Origin of the sequence: Nocardioides sp. HDW12B (assembly GCF_011299595.1) — a bacterium.
Taxonomy (GTDB): domain Bacteria; phylum Actinomycetota; class Actinomycetes; order Propionibacteriales; family Nocardioidaceae; genus Marmoricola_A.
The window spans coordinates 2,472,300-2,489,334 of sequence record NZ_CP049867.1; the positions used below are offsets into that span (position 1 = coordinate 2,472,300).

Consider the following 17,035-nt stretch of genomic DNA (forward strand, 5'->3'; position numbering starts at 1 on the left):
ACCTGCCACGGGGCCTACCGCTCCGAGGGCGCGCCGTCCACGAGGTCATCGGGCGTGACCGTGGGCGCGGCCGGCATCAGCGACGCCGGACGACGGGTGGGCAGCGGGGTGAGGCGCTGGGCGTCGGCGGCGGTGGCGGGCACCGCGTTGCCGAGCGTGGAGCCGTCCTCGAGCTTGAGGAAGGCCGGGTTGGCGACCGGGACCATGCCGAGCGAGCGCGCGCGCTGGGCGACGCGCTGCGGGTCGCGCAGGGTGTCGAGCTCCATGCGCAGCGCCTGCTCCTGGGCGTGCAGCGCGGTGGCCCGGGTCTCCAGCGTCGTGGCCTTGAAGGAGGCCTGCTGCATGTGGGTGTTGAAGACCAGCAGCCCGATCACGCCGGTGAGCATCACGAGCGCCACGAACGCCAGGAACGGCATCCGGGGGGCCTGGTGGCGGGGTCGCGGCACCAGCGTCAGTCGCGCCCGCTCGACCGCGGTCTCGGCCAGGCGCGGGAGGCGGGTGCGGGACTGTGCCATCCAGGTGCTCATCTGCGGGTGCCCTTCGTGGTGCTGGTGGTGTGTCGGTCGACTGCTGCGGGTGCGGGTGCTGGTGCTGGTGCTGGGGGTCTCAGGCGGCGTCGCTCGCGCGCAGCCGCTCGGCGGCGCGGACACGGACGGACTGGGCGCGGGGGTTGGCGGCGACCTCGTCGGCGGAGGCCTGCTCGGCGCCGCGGGTCAGCAGGCGCAGCTCGGGGCGCAGCGCGTCGGCGGTCACCGGCAGGTCGGCCGGCAGGTCGTCGCGGGCGCCGGCGCGGAGCGCGGCCTTGGCGAGGCGGTCCTCGAGCGAGTGGTAGGACATGACGACGATCCGGCCCCCGACCGCCAGCGAGGCGATCGCGGCGGGCAGCGCCCGGGTCAGCACGGTGAGCTCGTCGTTGACCTCGATGCGCAGGGCCTGGAAGGTGCGCTTGGCGGGGTGCCCGCCCGTGCGCCGGGTGGCGGCCGGGATGGACTCACGCACCAGCTCGGCGAGCCGCTCGGTGGAGGTGAACGGCTCCCGGGCCCGCTCGGCGACGATCCGCTGGGCGATGCGGCGGGCGAAGCGCTCCTCGCCGTACTGCGCGAGGATCCGGGTCAGCTCCCCCACCGGGTAGGTGTTGACGACCTCGGCGGCGGTGCGGCCGGCGGTCTCGTCCATCCGCATGTCCAGCGGGGCGTCCTGGGCGTAGGAGAAGCCGCGGTCGCGCAGGTCGAGCTGCATGCTCGAGACGCCGAGGTCGAAGAGCACGCCGTCGACGTGGGCGAGCCCCTGGTCGGCCAGCACGTCGGCGATCTCGTCGTACACCGCGTGGACGCAGGTGAGGCGCTCGCCGTACGCCGCGAGCCGCTCGCCCGTGCGCGCCAGCGCCTGGGGGTCACGGTCGATGCCGATGACCCGGGCCTGCGGGCAGCGGTCGAGGACGGCCTCGGTGTGCCCGCCGAGGCCGAGCGTGGCGTCGACGAGGACGGAGCCGGGGCGCTCCAGCGCGGGCGCCACGAGGGCGACGACCCGGTCGAGCATCACCGGGACGTGGACGGCGTCGGTCATCGCGGGTCAGGCCGCCCAGCTCAGGGCCACCGCGGCGAGCACCGCGACCAGGGTGGAGGCTCCGGCCGAGAAGAGGACGACGCCGAGGGCGTCGCGGGCCTCGTAGCGGACCCGGCGCGAGCAGCGGCGGTTCTCCAGCGACTCGGCCCGGGCGAGGTCGACGGCCTCGGCCCAGCCGCTGCGGTCGCCGCGTCCCCGACGGTCGGCGGCGCCCTGCGGCTGCAGCGGTCCGAAGGGAGAGCGGTGGTGGGTGGTGAGGCTCATGCCGCTCTCCTTCGGGTCTCGCCGGGTCTCGCCGGGTGCAGGGGCCGGCTCACCGGGCCAGGTCCCCGCCCGCTCCCCCCGCGAGCCTCGGTCGCCTGGCACCGGGGAAGGTGCGCCAGGGGACCGCGATCACGGGGTGGAGCGGACGTGAGACCTCGTCCTGCGTGCCGGCTGTTGAGTTCTGTGCTGCTGGTGGTGCCGGTGGTGCGGGTGGTGCGGGGTGGAGCAGGGGTGGAGCGGTGGGGGGAAGTGGAGGGACGGGGGTCAGATCCCGGGGAAGACCTCGTCGGAGAGCTCCGCGAAGGCCTCCTCCTGGCTCTCGGAGTACGCCGTCCAGGCCGCGTCGTCCCAGATCTCGAGGCGGTTCATCGCCCCGATGACCACGACGTCCTTGGTCAGCGAGGCCCAGGTCCGCAGCGTCGGCGGGATCGTGATCCGGCCCTGCTTGTCGGGTCGCTCGTCGGAGGAGGCCGAGGAGAACATGCGGACGTAGTCGCGGGTGGCCTTGTTGGAGACGGGCGCCTCGCGCAGCCGGTCGGTGATCCGCTCGATCTCCGCCTGCGGCCAGACGTAGAGGCAGTGCTCCTGACCTCGCGTCACCATCAGCCCTCCTGCCAGCTGCTCCCGGAACTTCGCCGGGAGGATCAGGCGCCCCTTCTCGTCCAGCTTCGGTGTGTAGGTGCCGAAGAACATCCGACACCTCCCTCAGCGCCTCTTCCTCCACTGCGCTCCACTTTACTCCACTTCCCCCCACCGTCAACGAGATTCGGCCCCACCGCGCCCCCTTTCTCGCCTTCTTTTCGGTGGTGGGGTTCACTGGACCCCGACACCCCGGACAGCAGAGGAGGGCGCGTGAGCGTCGCGGACCAGGCAGACCAGGCACGGTCGGAGCAGCGCGCGCACCAGGCCGAGCTCGAGGAGCTGGCCCGGGTCACGGGGTCCATCAGCCGAGCGGTGGAGCGCGTCATCACGGGCAAGCCCGACGTCGTCCGCACGGCGGTGACGGTGCTGCTCGCCGAGGGCCACCTGCTCATCGAGGACGTGCCGGGCGTCGGCAAGACGATGCTCAGCAAGTCGCTGGCCCGATCCATCGACTGCACGGTGCGCCGGATCCAGTTCACCCCCGACCTGCTGCCCAGCGACGTCACCGGCGTCTCGGTGTTCAACCAGAACACCCGGGAGTTCGAGTTCCGACCCGGCGGCGTCTTCGCCAACATCGTGGTCGGCGACGAGATCAACCGCGCCTCCCCCAAGACCCAGTCGGCGCTGCTCGAGTGCATGGAGGAGCGGCAGGTGACGGTCGACGGTGCGACGTACCACCTGGACGCCCCGTTCATGGTGATCGCGACGCAGAACCCGATCGAGATGGAGGGCACCTACGCCCTGCCCGAGGCCCAGCGCGACCGCTTCATGGCGCGCGTGTCCATCGGCTACCCCGTCGAGCAGGCCGAGCTGGACATGATCGACGCCCACACCACCGCCAGCCCCCTCGACGACCTGGAGCCGGTGACGGACGCCGCGACGGTGGCCAAGCTCGTCGACATCGTCAACCGCATCCACGTGGCCGACAGCGTGCGGCGCTACGCGGTCGCGCTGACCCGCGCCACCCGCGACTCCCCCGACCTCCTGCTCGGCGCATCGCCCCGCGCCACGCTGCACCTGGTGCGCGCGGCCAAGGCGCACGCGGCGATGACCGGGCGCGACTACGTCGTGCCCGACGACGTCAGCAGCCTCGCCGTGCCCGTGCTCGCCCACCGCCTGCTGCCGACCGTCGAGGCGACGATGTCGGGCCGCTCCCCGGCCGCGACGCTCGCGGCCCTGGTCACCGCCACCCCGGTGCCCTCGCGCGAGCGCTCGTGATGGCAGCCTCCCGGCGGTCGAGCCTGCGCACCGCGCTGGGCTCGTTGACGCTGAGGGGGCGCGCCTTCGTCTCGGCCGGCGTCACCGCCGTGCTCTGCGGGCTCGTGTTCTCCCTCGACGACCTCAGCCGGATGGGCGTCTTCCTGCTGTCGCTGCCGCTGCTGGCCGCCGCCCTGGTCATCCGCGGCCGCCACAAGCTGGCGCTGGTGCGGTCGGTGTCGCCCCTGCGCATCGGCGTCGGGCAGAGCGCCGAGGTCAGCCTGCACCTGCGCAACGAGGGCCGCGGCCCGACCGGCCTGCTGCTGCTGGAGGAGCAGGTGCCCTACTCGGTCGGCACCCGGCCCCGCTTCGTGCTCGACCGGATGCCGCCGACGTGGGAGCGCACGGTGAGCTACCGGATCCGCTCCGACGTGCGCGGGCGCTTCACCCTCGGTCCCGTCACCGTCCGCGCGGCCGACCCCTTCGGCCTGGTCGAGCTGGACCGGGCGTTCCGCTCCACCGCGACCGTCACCGTCACCCCGAAGGTCGTCGCGCTGCCCCCCATCAGCCTCAACGGCAGCTGGACCGGCTCGGGCGACAACCGCCCCCGCGACTTCGCCGGCGGCAGCGCCGAGGACGTGACCGTGCGGGAGTACCGCCGCGGTGACGACCTGCGCCGCGTGCACTGGCGCGCCAGCGCCCACGCCGGCGAGCTGATGGTGCGCCGCGAGGAGCAGCCCTGGCAGTCGCGCGCCACCGTCTTCATCGACAACCGGGCCCACGTGCACCGCGGCAGCGGCGCCGCCTCGTCGCTGGAGTACGCCGTCAGCGCCGCCGCCTCGATCGCCGCCCACCTGGTGCAGCGCGGCTTCCGGACCCGGCTGCTGTCGGCCAGCGGCACCTCGCTGGGCGAGGGCTGGCACGAGGCCGGGGCGACCGCCACCGACACCGGTCCCCTGCTCGAGGCCCTCGCCGTCCTCGCGCCCGAGACGGCGCAGCGGCTCGACGCCCTCGGCCCCGACGAGACCCACGCCCGCGGGCTCGTCGTCGGGATCTTCGGCGACCTCGCCGCCACCGACCAGGCGGTCGTCAACCGGCTGCGCCACGAGACCCCGAACGCGATCGCCCTGGTCCTGGACGTCGACCGCTGGTCCCGCACCCCCGGGCCGCGTCACGAGGAGCCGCCCGGTCTGCGCAGCCTCACGGCCAGCGGGTGGCGGGCGGTCGCGGCCGGACCGCAGGACCCGCTGCCGAGCAAGTGGCGCGAGGTCGGGGTCGCCGTACGCCGCTCCACGGCCGGGGAGCGGGTGTCGTGACCGACCGCCTGCCCGTGCACCCCACCCGGATCGGCCTGGCCCTGCTGACCGCCGCGACGTCGTACCTCGCGCTGCGCTCGTGGTCCGGCATCTCCGCCGACCCCGGCGCCTTCCTCGGCCCGCTGCTGTGGATCTGCCTGGTGCTGTCGCTCAGCGGGCTCGGACTGCGTGCGCTGCGGCTCCCGCCCGTCGGCGTCGTGGCGGTGCAGGTCCTCCTGGTCCTGCTCGTGCTCAACCACCTGTGGGCCTCGTCCGTGTCGCCCTTCGGCTGGGTCCCGACACTGGAGTCGCTGCGCCGCGACGTGGAGGTGCTGGCCGCTGCCGGCCGCTCGGCGCAGGAGTGGGCGACGCCGGTGCCGGCGAACGTCCGTGCGTTCCCGCCGCTGCTGATCGGCGCGGGGGCCCTCCTGGCGCTGCTGGTCGAGGTGCTCGTCGGCACCGTGCGCCGCGTCCCGCTCGCCGGCCTGCCGATCATCGCCGCCCTGACCGTGCCCGTCAGCCTGCTGGGAGGCGTGCCCGCGCTGTCCTTCGCGCTGGCCGCCGTGTCATTCGCGCTGCTGCTCGCCGCCGAGCAGACCCTGCGGGTGAGCCAGTGGGGGCTGGGGCACTGGGGCGGCGGGTCCGACGACGAGCGTCGGACCGACACGGAGGTGGGCCTGCCCTCGACGCTGCCGCCCGCCCTGGGCGTCGGGGTCGCCGGTGTGCTGGTGGCCGTCGTCGCCCCGATCCTGCTGCCGTCCGGCCTCGGCCTGCTCGACCGCTTCGGCAGTGGCGGGTCCGGCGACGGCGACGGCGGCGCGCTGGAGCTGAGCAACCCGATGCTCAACATGCAGCGCGACCTGGTCCAGGGCGCCAACGACCCGCTCGTGCAGGTCACCACCAACGACCCCGACCCGGACTACCTGCGCCTCACCGTGCTCGACGAGTTCGACGGCGAGGCCTGGCGCCCGTCGCAGCGCGACATCCCCCCGACCAACCAGGCCGACGAGCGCCTGCCGTCGGTGCCCGGGCTGTCCAACGCCACGCCGAAGCAGGCCTTCCGCTCCAGCATGGTGGCCACCCAGGACTTCGAGAGCCAGTGGCTGCCGACGGTCTACCCGGCGGTCGACGTGTCGGTGTCCGGCGACTGGCGCTACGACGACGAGACCCTCGACATCGTCGGGTCCGAGGTCGAGTTCGCCCAGGCCGAGGTCACCAGCCTCGAGGTCCGGCCCGACCCCGAGGAGCTGGTGGACGCCCCGCTGCCGCCGCGCGGGATCGAGCGGCTCGGCACCGACCTGCCCGACGAGATGCCCGACTTCATCGAGCGCACCGCCGAGGAGGTCACCGAGGGCGCGACCAGCGACTTCGAGCGGATCGTGATGCTGCAGCGCTGGTTCCGCGACGAGGGCGGCTTCGAGTACACGACCGACACCTCCCCCGGCAACGGCCTCGAGCAGCTCGAGGTCTTCCTGGGCGACGGTCCCGGCAGCCGCGAGGGCTACTGCGAGCAGTTCGCCACCGCGATGGCGCTGATGGCGCGCTCCCTCGACATCCCGGCGCGGGTGTCGGTCGGCTTCCTCGAGCCCGAGAACGTCGGGCCCGACACCTGGGTCTACAGCCGACGCGACCTGCACGCCTGGCCGGAGATCTACTTCGAGGGCGCCGGCTGGACCCTCTTCGACCCCACCCCGTCGATCCGGGTCCCCCGCGTTCCGGAGTACACCAGCGGCGAGCTCCCCAGCGAGCAGCAGACGACCGGACCGACCGACGTCCCCAGCGACGCGGCGAGCCAGGCCCCGCGCGACCTGCGCCGCGACGACCTGCTGACCGGCACCGAGGACACCGCGACGGACGAGGGCCTCAACCCCGTCGTGCCGACCGTGCTGGCCGTGCTGGTGCTGCTCGTCGCACTCGTGCTGGCCCCCCGGCTGCTGCGGACGCTGCAACGGCGCCGGCGCCTCGAGGGGCGGCTGCCCGACGGAGCCGGTGTCGCCGAGGGCGCCTGGGCCGAGGTGCGGGCGACCGCGCTCGACCTCGACCTCGACTGGGACGACGGCGCCTCGCTGCGACGCCAGGCGGTGGCCCTGCTGGGTCCGTTGCGCCGGGTCGAGACCGACGACGACGTGACCGGGGCGGGTCGACGTACGGAGGGGCCGCGGTTGTCCGAGGCCCAGGTGCGCGCGCGGCTGGAGTCGCTGGTGTTCGCCCTCGAGCGGGGCCGCTACTCGGCCCGCGGGCTCGGCCCGGACGAGTCCGCCACCGCGGCGGGCGACGCCCAGGTCGTCGTCGAGACGCTGCTGGCCTCGGCCCGCCCCGCGGCACGGCGGCGGGCGACGTGGCTGCCGTCCTCGCTGTGGCGGGCCCGGCGCATCAACACCGGTGGGACGGACAGCGTCACGACCGAGCGGGAGCAGATGCGGCTCTGAGTCGCCGCCTCCCGGTCCTCACGTCGACCGGTCCTCATGTCGTTGACGGCGTGAGGGGCGCACGGCACGTCAGAGACCCCCGGAGCCGACGGGCCGCGGGTCGTGTCAGACGACGATCAGCGCTCGCCCTCGCGGCGACGACGCCACCGCTCCTCGAAGCGGTCCATCATCGTGCCGGAGGAGGGCTGCTGGCCGCGGGAGCCCCGGGGGCCCTTGCGGCGGGACTTCTTGCCACCGTCGAGCACGCGGAGCCCGGCGGGTGCGTCGCCGGAGGGGGCCTGGGGGCCGGAGGCAGCGGCGCCGCCGCCGCTCTTCCAGCGGGTCAGGGTGAAGAACACGGCTGCGAGCATCACGACGAAGCCGATGACGCCGAGCCAGGGCAGGCTCATCACGGCGCCCGACATCAAGAGCACGATGCCGACGACGAAAGCGGTCACGCCGAGGGCGATGGCGCGTCGCTGGTGCTGGCGGACCTTCGTGCCTCGTAGGGTCGAGGCCAGCTTGGGGTCCTCGGCCACGAGCGCGCGCTCCATCTGCTCCAGCAAACGCAACTCTTCTTCTGAGAGCGGCACGTCATCCTCCTGTCGGACCCGGTCCTGTTCAGAGTCTAGGCACCCATGCCACACGGCGGTAGCCGAGCATCGAAAATCTCCTACCCAGAACGTGGTACGCGTCTCCCCAGGAGGGAAGCCGGCTGGACCGCACGGGCCCCGAAGCGGGACACCGCGCGGTCGACGGCCTGGTCGGCCTCGGACCAGCCCTGGTCGCGCTCACCGAGCACGAGCTGGCGGAACACCTGCGCGCGCGGCTGGAGGCCCTCGACCCGGACGCCGACGAGACGGATGCGGGCCCGCTGCAGGCCCAGCCCCCGGAACAGGGCGACTGCCGTCTCGTAGATCTCCCCGGTGACGTCGGTGGGTTCGGGGCGGGTGCGCGAGCGGGTGATCGTGGTGAAGTCGGCGAACCGGACCTTGATGGTGACGGTGCGGCCCGCCACGGCGGCGGCACGCAGTCGAGCGGCCACGCCGACGGTCAGGTGCAGCAGCTCGCGCAGCACGACCTCGGGGTCGTCGGTGTCGCGGCCGAACGTCTCGTCGGAGCCGATGCTCTTGTCCGGCCCCTCCGCGTCGTGGCGCCGGGCGACGACCATCCGGCTGTCCTCGCCCCAGGCGTAGCGGTGCAGCTGCAGCCCCAGCGCCTGGCCGAGGGCGCGCTGCAGGGTCGGCCGCGGGGTGTGCGCGAGGTCGCCCACGGTGTGCAGCCCGAGGCGGTGCAGCTGCTCGCCGGTCTTCGGCCCCACTCCCCAGAGCTCGGTCACGGCGAGCGGGTGCAGGAAGGAGGTGACCTGGTCCGGGGGTACGACGACCACGCCGTCGGGCTTGGCGCGCCGGCTGGCGATCTTGGCCACCCCGACGGTGCCGGCCACCCCGACCGAGCAGGCGATCCCCTGCTCGTCGGCGACGCGGGCCCGGATCAGCTCGGCCACGTCGACCGGGCCACCGAGCCGGCGCGAGGCACCGGAGACGTCGAGGAACGCCTCGTCCAGCGAGAGCGCCTCGACGGCCGGGGTGACGCGCCGGAAGATCTCCATCACCGAGATCGAGACGGTGGTGAACAGGTCGTAGTCGGGGCGGATGACCAGGGCCGTCGGACAGAGCCTGCGGGCCCGGGTCATCGGGATCCCCGATCGCACCCCGCTCGTCCGGGCGGCGTAGCTGGCCGAGAGCACCACGCCCCGGTCACCGCCGCCGACGACCACCGGCCGGTCCCGCAGCTCGGGCCGGTCGCGGGTCATCACCGCCGCGTAGAAGGCGTCCATGTCGACGTGCAGGTAGGGACAGTCCTCGGACGTGACAGGCGCCGGGGCCCGGGCGTCGCCCGCCCCGCTCATGCCGACCTGCCGGACGTGCGCGCAGCCCGGCGGTCGCGACCGCTCCGAGCAGCCGCCTGCGGGGGACGCTCAGTCGCCGCGACGGGCCAGGGCGTGGACCTGGGTGGCGAGGGCGAGGTACTCCGGACGGGTCGAGACCGCCTGCTCCAGCGACGCGAGGGCGGCTGCGGCCCCCGGCTCGAGGTCGACCAGGGAGCTGGGCACGAGGTCGCCGAACACCCGGACGGCGTGGAGGGTGGGCTCGCCCAGCCCGACCTCGGCGAGCAGCGACCGGATCTCCTCGGCGGTGAAGCGGCGCGGACCGGTGGTCTCGCCGATCGTGCCGGCGTCGGTGGTGCCGTCGGCGTCGAGCAGCTCGTGGGCCTGCCGGAAGTGGCCGGCCATGGCCCGGGCGAGCACAGCGGCGTGCCGCTGGCTGACCAGCAGGCTGAGCGTGCCTCCGGGCCGCAGCACGTCGTGGATCGAGGCGAGCGCGGCGCGCGGGTCGTCGACCACCTCGAGCACCCCGTGGCAGAGCACGACGTCGGCGCCGTCGGCCGGCGCGAGGTCGGCGAGGGTGGCCAGGTCGCCCTGGACGCCGCGGACACGGTCGGCGACGCCCGCCTCCGCGGAGCGGCGAGCGAGCGTGGCGAGGGCGTCGGGGCTGGGGTCGACGACCACCACGTGGTGGCCCAGCTCGGCCACCCCGACGGCGAACCCGCCCGTGCCGCCCCCGATGTCGAGGACCTCGAGCGGCTCGTCCTGCCCGAGCAGCGGCCGCAGGGCGTCCCAGACGACGGCGGTGCGGGCAGAGCTGCGACGGTGGTGGGCGCTCTGCGTGGAGCGCGCGCTGCCCGGGGCCGACATGGCGCCCACCCTAGTGCCCCGCTCCCGGACGCCGGCGCGGGCGCGGCTGCGGCTGCAGCTGGTGGTGCGGGGGCCGGCGCCCTCACTGCCCCGAGCTCCCCGGCGAGGAGTGCCACAGCTTGCGTGGCGCCGAGGCCGGGGAGTCACCGGCCGGCGTGACGTCGGCGTACGGCGAGAGCCGGAAGCCGGTCGAGTGGACCAGCACCCGCCGCACGCCGTCGGCCGCACCCTCAGACCCGTCCGCCCGGTCCGCCTGCTCGGCGGCAGGCGGTGCCATCAGCCGCTGCACCGCGGGGGTGCCCCCCGCGCGCCAGGCGGTGCGCACCTCCCCCAGCTCCCAGCACCCGGTGGCCCGCACGGAGACGCCGCGACGACCGGTGCGCCGCAGGTCACCGCGCACCAGCAGCAGCCAGGACCCGAAGACCGTCGAGGCGTAGGGAGCGAGGGCGTCCTCGAAGAAGGTGGCGTCGACGGGCCCGGTGGCGTCGTCGAGGGTCAGGAACACGACCCGACGACCGGAGCGGATGGGCGGGGTCTGTGTCGCCACCTTGACCCCGGCCACGAGGAGCTCGGCTCGGCTGCGCTGCTCCAGCAGGCCTGCTGCCCGCGTGACGCCGAGGGCCTCCAGCACGTCGGCGTAGGACTCCATGACGTGACGGCTGGCGTCGAGCCCCAGGATCTCCAGCTCGGCCTGCACCCGCTCCTCCCGGTCGAGCTCGGGCAGACCGCTGACCTCGCCGGTGTGCAGCGCCTCCGCCGGGGCGTCGCCGAGGTCGAGAGTCAGCTGGACCGAGTCGACGGGCTCGGGCACCGCGGCGGCGCGGGACTGCGACCGGGCGGCCGCCCACACGCCGCCGCGCTCGGACGTCTCCCCCCGCTCGCGGGCGGCGTCGCGGTTGCGGGGGTCGCTGCTGTTGCGCGAGGCGGCCTCGTCGAGCCGCACCTCGGCCGTGGTGCGGGCGCGGGGTGTGCCGGACCAGGCGAGCGCGCGGCTGGTGCGGCCGGCGCGGACGGCGTTGCGGCCGGCCCGGCGGGTCGCGCGGGTGTAGCGGTCGAGGTCGGAGACCTGCAGCAGCAGGTCGCGACGGGTCACCCGGCCGCGGGCCGCGAGACCGCCGCCGTCACCGATGCCGTAGATCCGGTCGAACGCACCCGCCAGCACCAGCCGCTCCGCGACCGGGCGTGAGACCCGGGCGCGCTGCCAGAAGTCGGACAGCGACGCGTAGGGCCGCGCCGCCACCACCCGGGCGACCTCGGCCTCGGAGATGCCCGTGACCTCCGCCAGCGCGAGCCGGATGCCGTAGCGGACCGGGCGGCCCCCCGCCTCCGGGTCCGGGTCCGCGTCCGGGTCCGGGTCCGCGTCCGGGTCCGCGTCGAGCCGCTCCACGACGTACGTCGCCCCGCTGGCGTCGACGTCGAGGCCGAGGACCGCCACGCCGAAGTGGCGGGCGTCGTCGAGGATCAGCCGCTTCGGGTACATCCCGGGGTCGTGGGTGAGCACCCCGGCGAGGAAGTGCGCGGTGTGGTGGGTCTTCAACCAGGCCGACTGGTAGGTCGGCAGCGCGAACGCCGCCGCGTGGGCCTTGCAGAACCCGAACGAGCCGAAGGCCTTCAGGACGGCCCAGACGGCGTCCACCACGTGGCGGGAGTAGCCGCGCCCCATCGCGCGGGGCACGAACCAGAGCCTGGTCCGGGCCATGCCGTCGGTGTCGCCGAGGGCGCGGCGGGCCTCGTCGGCCTCGGCCAGGGTGCACCCGGCGAACAGCGCGATGATCTCGATGACCTGCTCGTGGTAGACGACCACGCCGCGGGTCTCGCGCAGGATCGGGCGCAAATCCTCGTGGAGGTAGGTGGGCATCCGCCACCCCTGCTTGGCCTCCAGGTAGGGCGTGATCATGTCGCTCTTGACCGGACCGGGCCGGAACAGCGAGATGTCGGTGATGACGTCGGTGAAGCTGTCGAGGCCGGACTTCCCGACCAGCTCGCGCTGCCCGGGCGACTCGATCTGGAAGCAGCCCAGGGTGCGCGAGGAGCTGATGAGCTCGTAGGTAGGCCGGTCGTCGAAGGCCACCTGGGCCTCGTCGTCGAGGTCGACCTCGACGCCGTCGACCCGGCGGATCTCGGCCACCGCGTGCGCCATCGCCGACTGCATGCGGATGCCGAGCACGTCGAGCTTGAGCAGCCCGAGGTCCTCGACGTCGTCCTTGTCGAACTGGCTCATCGGGTAGCCGGCCCAGCTCGCCTCCACCGGGGTGCGGTCGAGCAGGGTGGCGTCGGAGAGCAGCACGCCACAGGGGTGCATCGCGACGTGGCGGGGCAGCCCGTCGAGCCGCTCCGCGAGGCGGAACAGCAGTCCGAGCCTCTCCTCCCCCAGCCCCGAGGCCCGCAGCTCGGGCAGCTCGCGCAACGCCGCCCGGGCGTCCCGCGCCCGGATGTGGGGGAACGCCTTGGCGATCGCGTCGATCTCCCCGCCGGGCATCCCGAGGGCGGCGCCGACGTCGCGGATGGCGTGGCGGACCCGGTAGGTGTCCATCATCGAGACCGCGACGCACCGCTCGCCGCCGTAGCGGTCGAGGATCGCGTCGTAGACCTCGAGGCGGCGCTCGGACTCCACGTCGACGTCGATGTCGGGCAGGGCCCGGCGCAGCGGGGAGAGGAAGCGCTCCATGAGGAGGCCGTGGCGCATCGGGTCGATGCCGGACACCCCGAGGAGGTAGTTGACCAGGCTGCCGGCCCCCGACCCGCGCGCGGCCGAGCGGATGCCCAGGTCGCGAACCATGCCGCAGACGTCGGCGACGGTGAGGAAGTAGGAGGCGTAGCCGAGACCGCCGACGACCTGCAGCTCGTCCTCGAGCCGCTTCCAGATGCGCTGGCGCGGCGCCGTGCCGTAGCGCCGGCCGATCCCGGCCTCGCAACGCACGCGCAGCACCTCGTCGGCGCCACGGTGCCGGGCCCCGGGGTCGGTCACCTCCAGCTCGGGGAGGTGCACCTCGCCCAGCCCGAGGTCGGCGCGCGGGTCGAGCGCGCACCGCTCGGCCACCGCACGGGTGCGGGCCAGCAGGGAGCGGGCGGCCGACCTGCCGCGGCCCGTCCCGGCCAGGCGGCAGACCTCCTCGGCCACCTCGGCCATCTCCTTGCCGGACTTGAGGAACCCCTCGGCGTTGGCCCGGTCGACGTGGCGGACGTCGAGCGGCACCAGGCGGCGGGCGGCGTCGAGGACGTCGACCGTCACCGCGTCGGTGCGGTCGGCGTAGCGCACCGCGTTGCTCAGCACCACGCCTGCTCCGGCCGTCGTGGCCAGGCCGGCCATCCGGGCCGCGTGGGAGGCCGAGGTGGGCCCGTTGCCCGCGACCCGGTGGTTGACCAGCTCGACCAGGACGTCGGTGGGTCCGAGCAGCTCGCGCCACCGGTCGAGCACCGCCCGACCGCGGTCGGGGCGCTGCGCCGCGACGGCGGCCCCGACCTCGGACGCCGGCCCGAGCAGGGCCAGCACCCCGCGCCCGGCGGCGTGCTCCGCGACGAGGTCGAGGGAGCACACCGGCTCGCCCCGCTGCCCGGCGAGGTGGGTGGCGGAGACGAGCCGGCAGAGGGCGGCCCAGCCCGAGCGGTCGGTGGCCAGGAACGTGACCCGCGGCAGGCGACGGTCCCGGAAGGCGCCGCCCCGCGTGGGGCTCCGGACCGGTGTCCGCGCCTCCTCGCGGGACCACGGCCCCGGCACCAGTCCGCTGGGCGCCAGCGCGAGGTCGACGCCCAGGACCGGCTTGAGGCCGGCCGCGAGGCAGGCCTTGGCGAAGCGGACGGCGCCGTAGGTGCCGTCACGGTCGGTGAGGGCCAGCGTGTCCATCTCGTGCTCGAGCGCCCGCTCCACGAGCACCCCCGGAGGGGAGGCCCCGTGGCGCAGCGAGAAGCCCGACGCCACGTGGAGGTGGACGAAGGGGTCACCCACCTGGCTCAGCCCACCTGGACCAGCGTGGCCGGGATCGGCACGTGCCGGGTGAGACCGAGCGACTCCTCGACAATGCCGAGGAAGCGGTCGGCGTCGCGGACCAGGTCGTCGGCCTCCCGCTCGGTGACCGCGCGTCGGGAGCCGGCCTCGGCCGCGGCGCGCTTCGCCGCGCCCGCCGAGAAGAACGCGGCCCACTCGGCGAGCTCCGGAGCCACCTCGGCCAGCAGCACCCAGGCGTTGCGCTGGGCCCGGGCGCGTCCCCGGACCGGGGCGGTCGGCCGGGCGCGGGCGGCGAGCAGCGCGGCGGTGGCCCGCAGCGCCGCGACGTGGGCGGTGGCGTAGCGCATGCCCACGTCGGGGGCCGTGATCGCCTCCTGCAGGGACGTCGCCGCCCGCGCGAGGTAGGCGAAGGTGGCGGCCGGCACGTCGAACCCCGACAGCCCGGGCGGCGGACCGGCGGGCGTCGTGGGCGTCGTGGCGGTGGTGGGCGCCGCGGGTGCGGCGAGCGACGTCACGGCGATCAGTCCCAGCACCGGGTGAGGAGCCAGCTGCCCTGGGCCCAGTCGAAGACGAGGTCGAACACGCCCCGCCCGGTGGCCGCCCCGCGACCGGCCTCGACGCGCCAGACCTCCCGCTGCGCCAGCAGGTCGGACACGGACGCGCCGCCCGTGCCGGTCCCGCCGGTCCCCGTGCCTGCGGGAGTGCCCGCCGGGGCGCTCGCCCCCGGGTCGGCGCCCAGCACCGGAGCCACCTCGCGCGACTGCCACCAGGCTCCGGTCTCGCGCCAGTGACCGACGACGTCGTACACCTTCCACAGCCGGCCGTGCCACAGGAACTGCTCCGGCCCCTCCACCGGGCCCTGCTCGCCCGTCACCATCCCTCGTCGCACCTCGACCGGGTCGTCGTACCTGCGCATGCGCGCCACCTCCACCGTCTCCACCGTCTCGACCGACCCCTCCACCGACCCCGACCGGCGCCGACCGACGCCGCCCCGCCCGTCCGTGCGTCGTGGCAGGGTGTCCGGTGGGAGTGGGGGTCGAGGTCACTCCCACCGGATCGTTCGAACAGGTGTTCGAACAATCCGAAGGTACACCCCACCCCCGACACCACGTCAACACGTCGCCGGCCCCCTGGAGAACTCGTGACCAGCGCCCCGCCCCCTGGCTCCTCCCCCGACCCCACCGACCACGCCGGGCCCCGTGCACACCCGGGCATGGCGGCCTTCCGCGCCGCCTGGACCGCGGCGGGCGGCACCGGCCGCATCGTGGTGCTGCCCGACACGGTCCACACCGCCGTGCTCGCCGCGGCGGCGCTCGGGTGCGAGGTCGGGGCGATCGCGAACAGCCTGCTGTTCGACGCCGCGGGCTCCCCTGTGCTGCTCCTGACCAGCGGCGCCCACCGGGTCGACACCGCCAAGGTCGCCGCCGAGCAGGGTCTGCCGCCGCTGACCCGGGCGAAGCCCGACTTCGTGCGCGCCCACACCGGCCAGGTGATCGGCGGCGTCTCCCCCCTCGCGCACCCGGCCCCGGTGCCGACGTACCTCGACACCGCGCTGCGGCAGTACCCCGAGATCTGGGCCGCGGCCGGGCACCCCGCCTCCGTCTTCAGCACGACGTACGACGAGCTGCGGCGCATGACCGGGGCCACCGAGATCACGGTCAACTGACCCCGGCGACCACGGGATCGCCCCGGGATCGCCGCGAGGTGCAACGTCGGGGCGTCCTCGGACGACATGAGGGGTGTGACCCACCCGATGCGAAGCAGCCAGGAGCCCTCGGCGCTCGAGGAGACCTACCTCGAGCTGCGGCTCCCCCTGCTCAGGCTCGCCTTCCTGCTGACCGGGTCCCGCGAGACGGCCGAGGACCTCGTGCAGACGGCCTTCGCGGACGCCCAGCCGCGCTGGGAGCAGATCCTCGACCCTCCGGCCTACCTGCGCCGCACCGTCGTCAACCGGGCCAAGGACGGCCAGCGTCGTGCTTACCGGCGACGACGGCTGACGCGGGTGGAGCGTGAACCGGTCACGTCGATCCCCGAGCTCGACGAGACCTGGGCGCTCATCACGCGCCTGCCCGCCGCCCAGCGGGCCGTCGTCGTCCTCCACTACTACGAGGACCTCGCCCTGGTGGAGATCAGCCAGCTGCTCGACCGCCCGCCGAGCACCGTGCGCTCCGACCTCCGCCGCGCGCACGCCCGCCTCCGAAAGGACCTGTCATGACCGCACGACCCCCGACCGACCACCAGCTCGACCACGAGCTCGACCAGCACCTGCGCCGCACGCTGTCCGCGGTCGCCGACACCGTCCGCGACGAGCCGGCCGACCGGCCGGCCGTGACCCCGCTCCGCCCCCGGCGGCGCCGGCGCCTGGTGCTGGGCGCCGCGGCGGCGGCCGTCGCCGTGCCCGTGGCCGCCGCCGCGGTGGTGGGGCTCGGGCCGGAGTACGTCGACCGGATCCCGCCGGCCGACCCGATCATCAGCGGCAGCATCGACGGCGAGCGCTACTGGGTCGTCGACGGCCCGGACGTCCCCCGGTGCGCGGGCCGCCCGTCGGGCATCATGACGCTCGCGGAGCAGGACAACGTGGTGGGGCAGGAGTGGAACGGCTTCGGCTACGTCCTCGGTCCGCCCACCCCGGACGGCTGCGCGCCGCGCACGGTCGACGCCTCCCCCGACGAGACCTACGTCTCCGACGGCGGCCAGTCCGTCGGCGACGGCATGCTGTGGGCCGGGGCGCTCCACCCGGACGTCGACCAGGTCCGCGTCTCGCTCGACGAGGCCGAGCCGTTCGACGCCGACACCTTCACCCACGAGGGCGCCACCTACTTCACCGTCGAGGTCCCCGCGGACACGGCGGTGTTCACCGTCGAGTACGTCGTCGACGGCCAGGTCGTGACGCCCCCCGCCGGCGAGACGGCCACGCACACCCTGGGGTGACCCCCGCCAGCCCGGAGAGCCGGGCGGC

General features: G+C 74.8%; 16 protein-coding genes. 6 read left to right on the forward strand and 10 right to left on the reverse strand.

Annotated features, from left to right (window positions below):
• Nucleotides 1-14: 14 nt before the first annotated feature.
• From G7072_RS11570 to mraZ, 4 genes are all read right to left on the reverse strand, one after another.
• Nucleotides 15-515: a hypothetical protein gene (locus G7072_RS11570; RefSeq protein ID WP_166086521.1), complete on the reverse strand. Its 501-nt coding sequence runs from the start codon at nt 513-515 to the stop codon at nt 15-17.
• A 91-nt stretch (nt 516-606) separates the two neighbouring features.
• Nucleotides 607-1,566, reverse strand: coding sequence for a 16S rRNA (cytosine(1402)-N(4))-methyltransferase RsmH (gene rsmH / locus G7072_RS11575; RefSeq protein ID WP_166086523.1), 960 nt, complete (start codon nt 1,564-1,566; stop codon nt 607-609).
• Nucleotides 1,567-1,572: 6 nt separating this feature from the next.
• The gene (locus G7072_RS11580; protein ID WP_166086525.1) at nt 1,573-1,830 is read right to left on the reverse strand and encodes a hypothetical protein; all 258 of its coding nucleotides are present in this window, start codon (nt 1,828-1,830) and stop codon (nt 1,573-1,575) included.
• A 264-nt stretch (nt 1,831-2,094) separates the two neighbouring features.
• Nucleotides 2,095-2,523 (reverse strand): division/cell wall cluster transcriptional repressor MraZ, encoded by a 429-nt coding sequence (gene mraZ, locus G7072_RS11585; RefSeq protein WP_166086527.1) that lies wholly within the window; start codon nt 2,521-2,523, stop codon nt 2,095-2,097.
• 228 nt (nt 2,524-2,751) lie between these two features.
• On the opposite strand from mraZ, the gene G7072_RS11590 reads away from it, so the two are divergent.
• The 3 genes from G7072_RS11590 to G7072_RS11600 are packed head-to-tail and all read left to right on the forward strand — an operon-like array spanning nt 2,752 to nt 7,393.
• A complete protein-coding gene (locus tag G7072_RS11590) occupies nt 2,752-3,690 on the forward strand; it encodes a MoxR family ATPase (RefSeq protein ID WP_240917284.1) in 939 nt (312 codons plus the stop codon).
• Nucleotides 3,690-4,985 carry a DUF58 domain-containing protein gene (locus G7072_RS11595; protein WP_240916894.1) on the forward strand — a complete coding sequence of 432 codons (1,296 nt, stop codon included), beginning with the start codon at nt 3,690-3,692 and terminating at the stop codon, nt 4,983-4,985. Before G7072_RS11590 ends, G7072_RS11595 begins: the two co-directional genes overlap by 1 nt.
• A complete protein-coding gene (locus G7072_RS11600) occupies nt 4,982-7,393 on the forward strand; it encodes a DUF3488 and transglutaminase-like domain-containing protein (protein WP_166086532.1) in 2,412 nt (803 codons plus the stop codon). Before G7072_RS11595 ends, G7072_RS11600 begins: the two co-directional genes overlap by 4 nt.
• 116 nt (nt 7,394-7,509) lie before the next feature.
• Here G7072_RS11600 and G7072_RS11605 read toward each other — a convergent pair whose 3' ends face one another.
• The 6 genes from G7072_RS11605 to G7072_RS11630 form a co-directional block, all read right to left on the reverse strand.
• Nucleotides 7,510-7,965, reverse strand: coding sequence for a DUF3040 domain-containing protein (locus tag G7072_RS11605; protein WP_166086533.1), 456 nt, complete (start codon nt 7,963-7,965; stop codon nt 7,510-7,512).
• An 80-nt stretch (nt 7,966-8,045) separates the two neighbouring features.
• A complete protein-coding gene (gene dinB / locus G7072_RS11610; RefSeq protein ID WP_166086535.1) occupies nt 8,046-9,284 on the reverse strand; it encodes a DNA polymerase IV in 1,239 nt (412 codons plus the stop codon).
• 69 nt (nt 9,285-9,353) lie between these two features.
• Nucleotides 9,354-10,130: a methyltransferase domain-containing protein gene (locus G7072_RS11615; protein WP_166086537.1), complete on the reverse strand. Its 777-nt coding sequence runs from the start codon at nt 10,128-10,130 to the stop codon at nt 9,354-9,356.
• 82 nt (nt 10,131-10,212) lie between these two features.
• The gene (dnaE, locus tag G7072_RS11620) at nt 10,213-14,076 is read right to left on the reverse strand and encodes a DNA polymerase III subunit alpha (RefSeq protein ID WP_166086539.1); all 3,864 of its coding nucleotides are present in this window, start codon (nt 14,074-14,076) and stop codon (nt 10,213-10,215) included.
• Nucleotides 14,077-14,081: 5 nt separating this feature from the next.
• A complete protein-coding gene (locus tag G7072_RS11625; protein ID WP_240916896.1) occupies nt 14,082-14,609 on the reverse strand; it encodes an SAV_6107 family HEPN domain-containing protein in 528 nt (175 codons plus the stop codon).
• On the reverse strand, nt 14,597-14,992 hold the full coding sequence (locus G7072_RS11630) for a DUF6504 family protein (protein WP_166086541.1): 396 nt from the start codon (nt 14,990-14,992) through the stop codon (nt 14,597-14,599). The genes G7072_RS11625 and G7072_RS11630 overlap by 13 nt, the downstream gene beginning before the upstream one ends.
• Before the next feature lie 297 nt (nt 14,993-15,289).
• On the opposite strand from G7072_RS11630, the gene G7072_RS11635 reads away from it, so the two are divergent.
• The 3 genes from G7072_RS11635 to G7072_RS11645 all read left to right on the forward strand — a co-directional run bounded on the left by G7072_RS11635 (nt 15,290) and on the right by G7072_RS11645 (nt 17,007).
• Nucleotides 15,290-15,742 (forward strand): YbaK/EbsC family protein, encoded by a 453-nt coding sequence (locus G7072_RS11635; RefSeq protein ID WP_166086543.1) that lies wholly within the window; start codon nt 15,290-15,292, stop codon nt 15,740-15,742.
• A gap of 75 nt (nt 15,743-15,817) precedes the next feature.
• Nucleotides 15,818-16,291: a sigma-70 family RNA polymerase sigma factor gene (locus tag G7072_RS11640; RefSeq protein ID WP_166086545.1), complete on the forward strand. Its 474-nt coding sequence runs from the start codon at nt 15,818-15,820 to the stop codon at nt 16,289-16,291.
• A complete protein-coding gene (locus G7072_RS11645; RefSeq protein WP_166086548.1) occupies nt 16,288-17,007 on the forward strand; it encodes a hypothetical protein in 720 nt (239 codons plus the stop codon). Before G7072_RS11640 ends, G7072_RS11645 begins: the two co-directional genes overlap by 4 nt.
• The last annotated feature ends 28 nt before the right edge of the window (nt 17,008-17,035 follow it).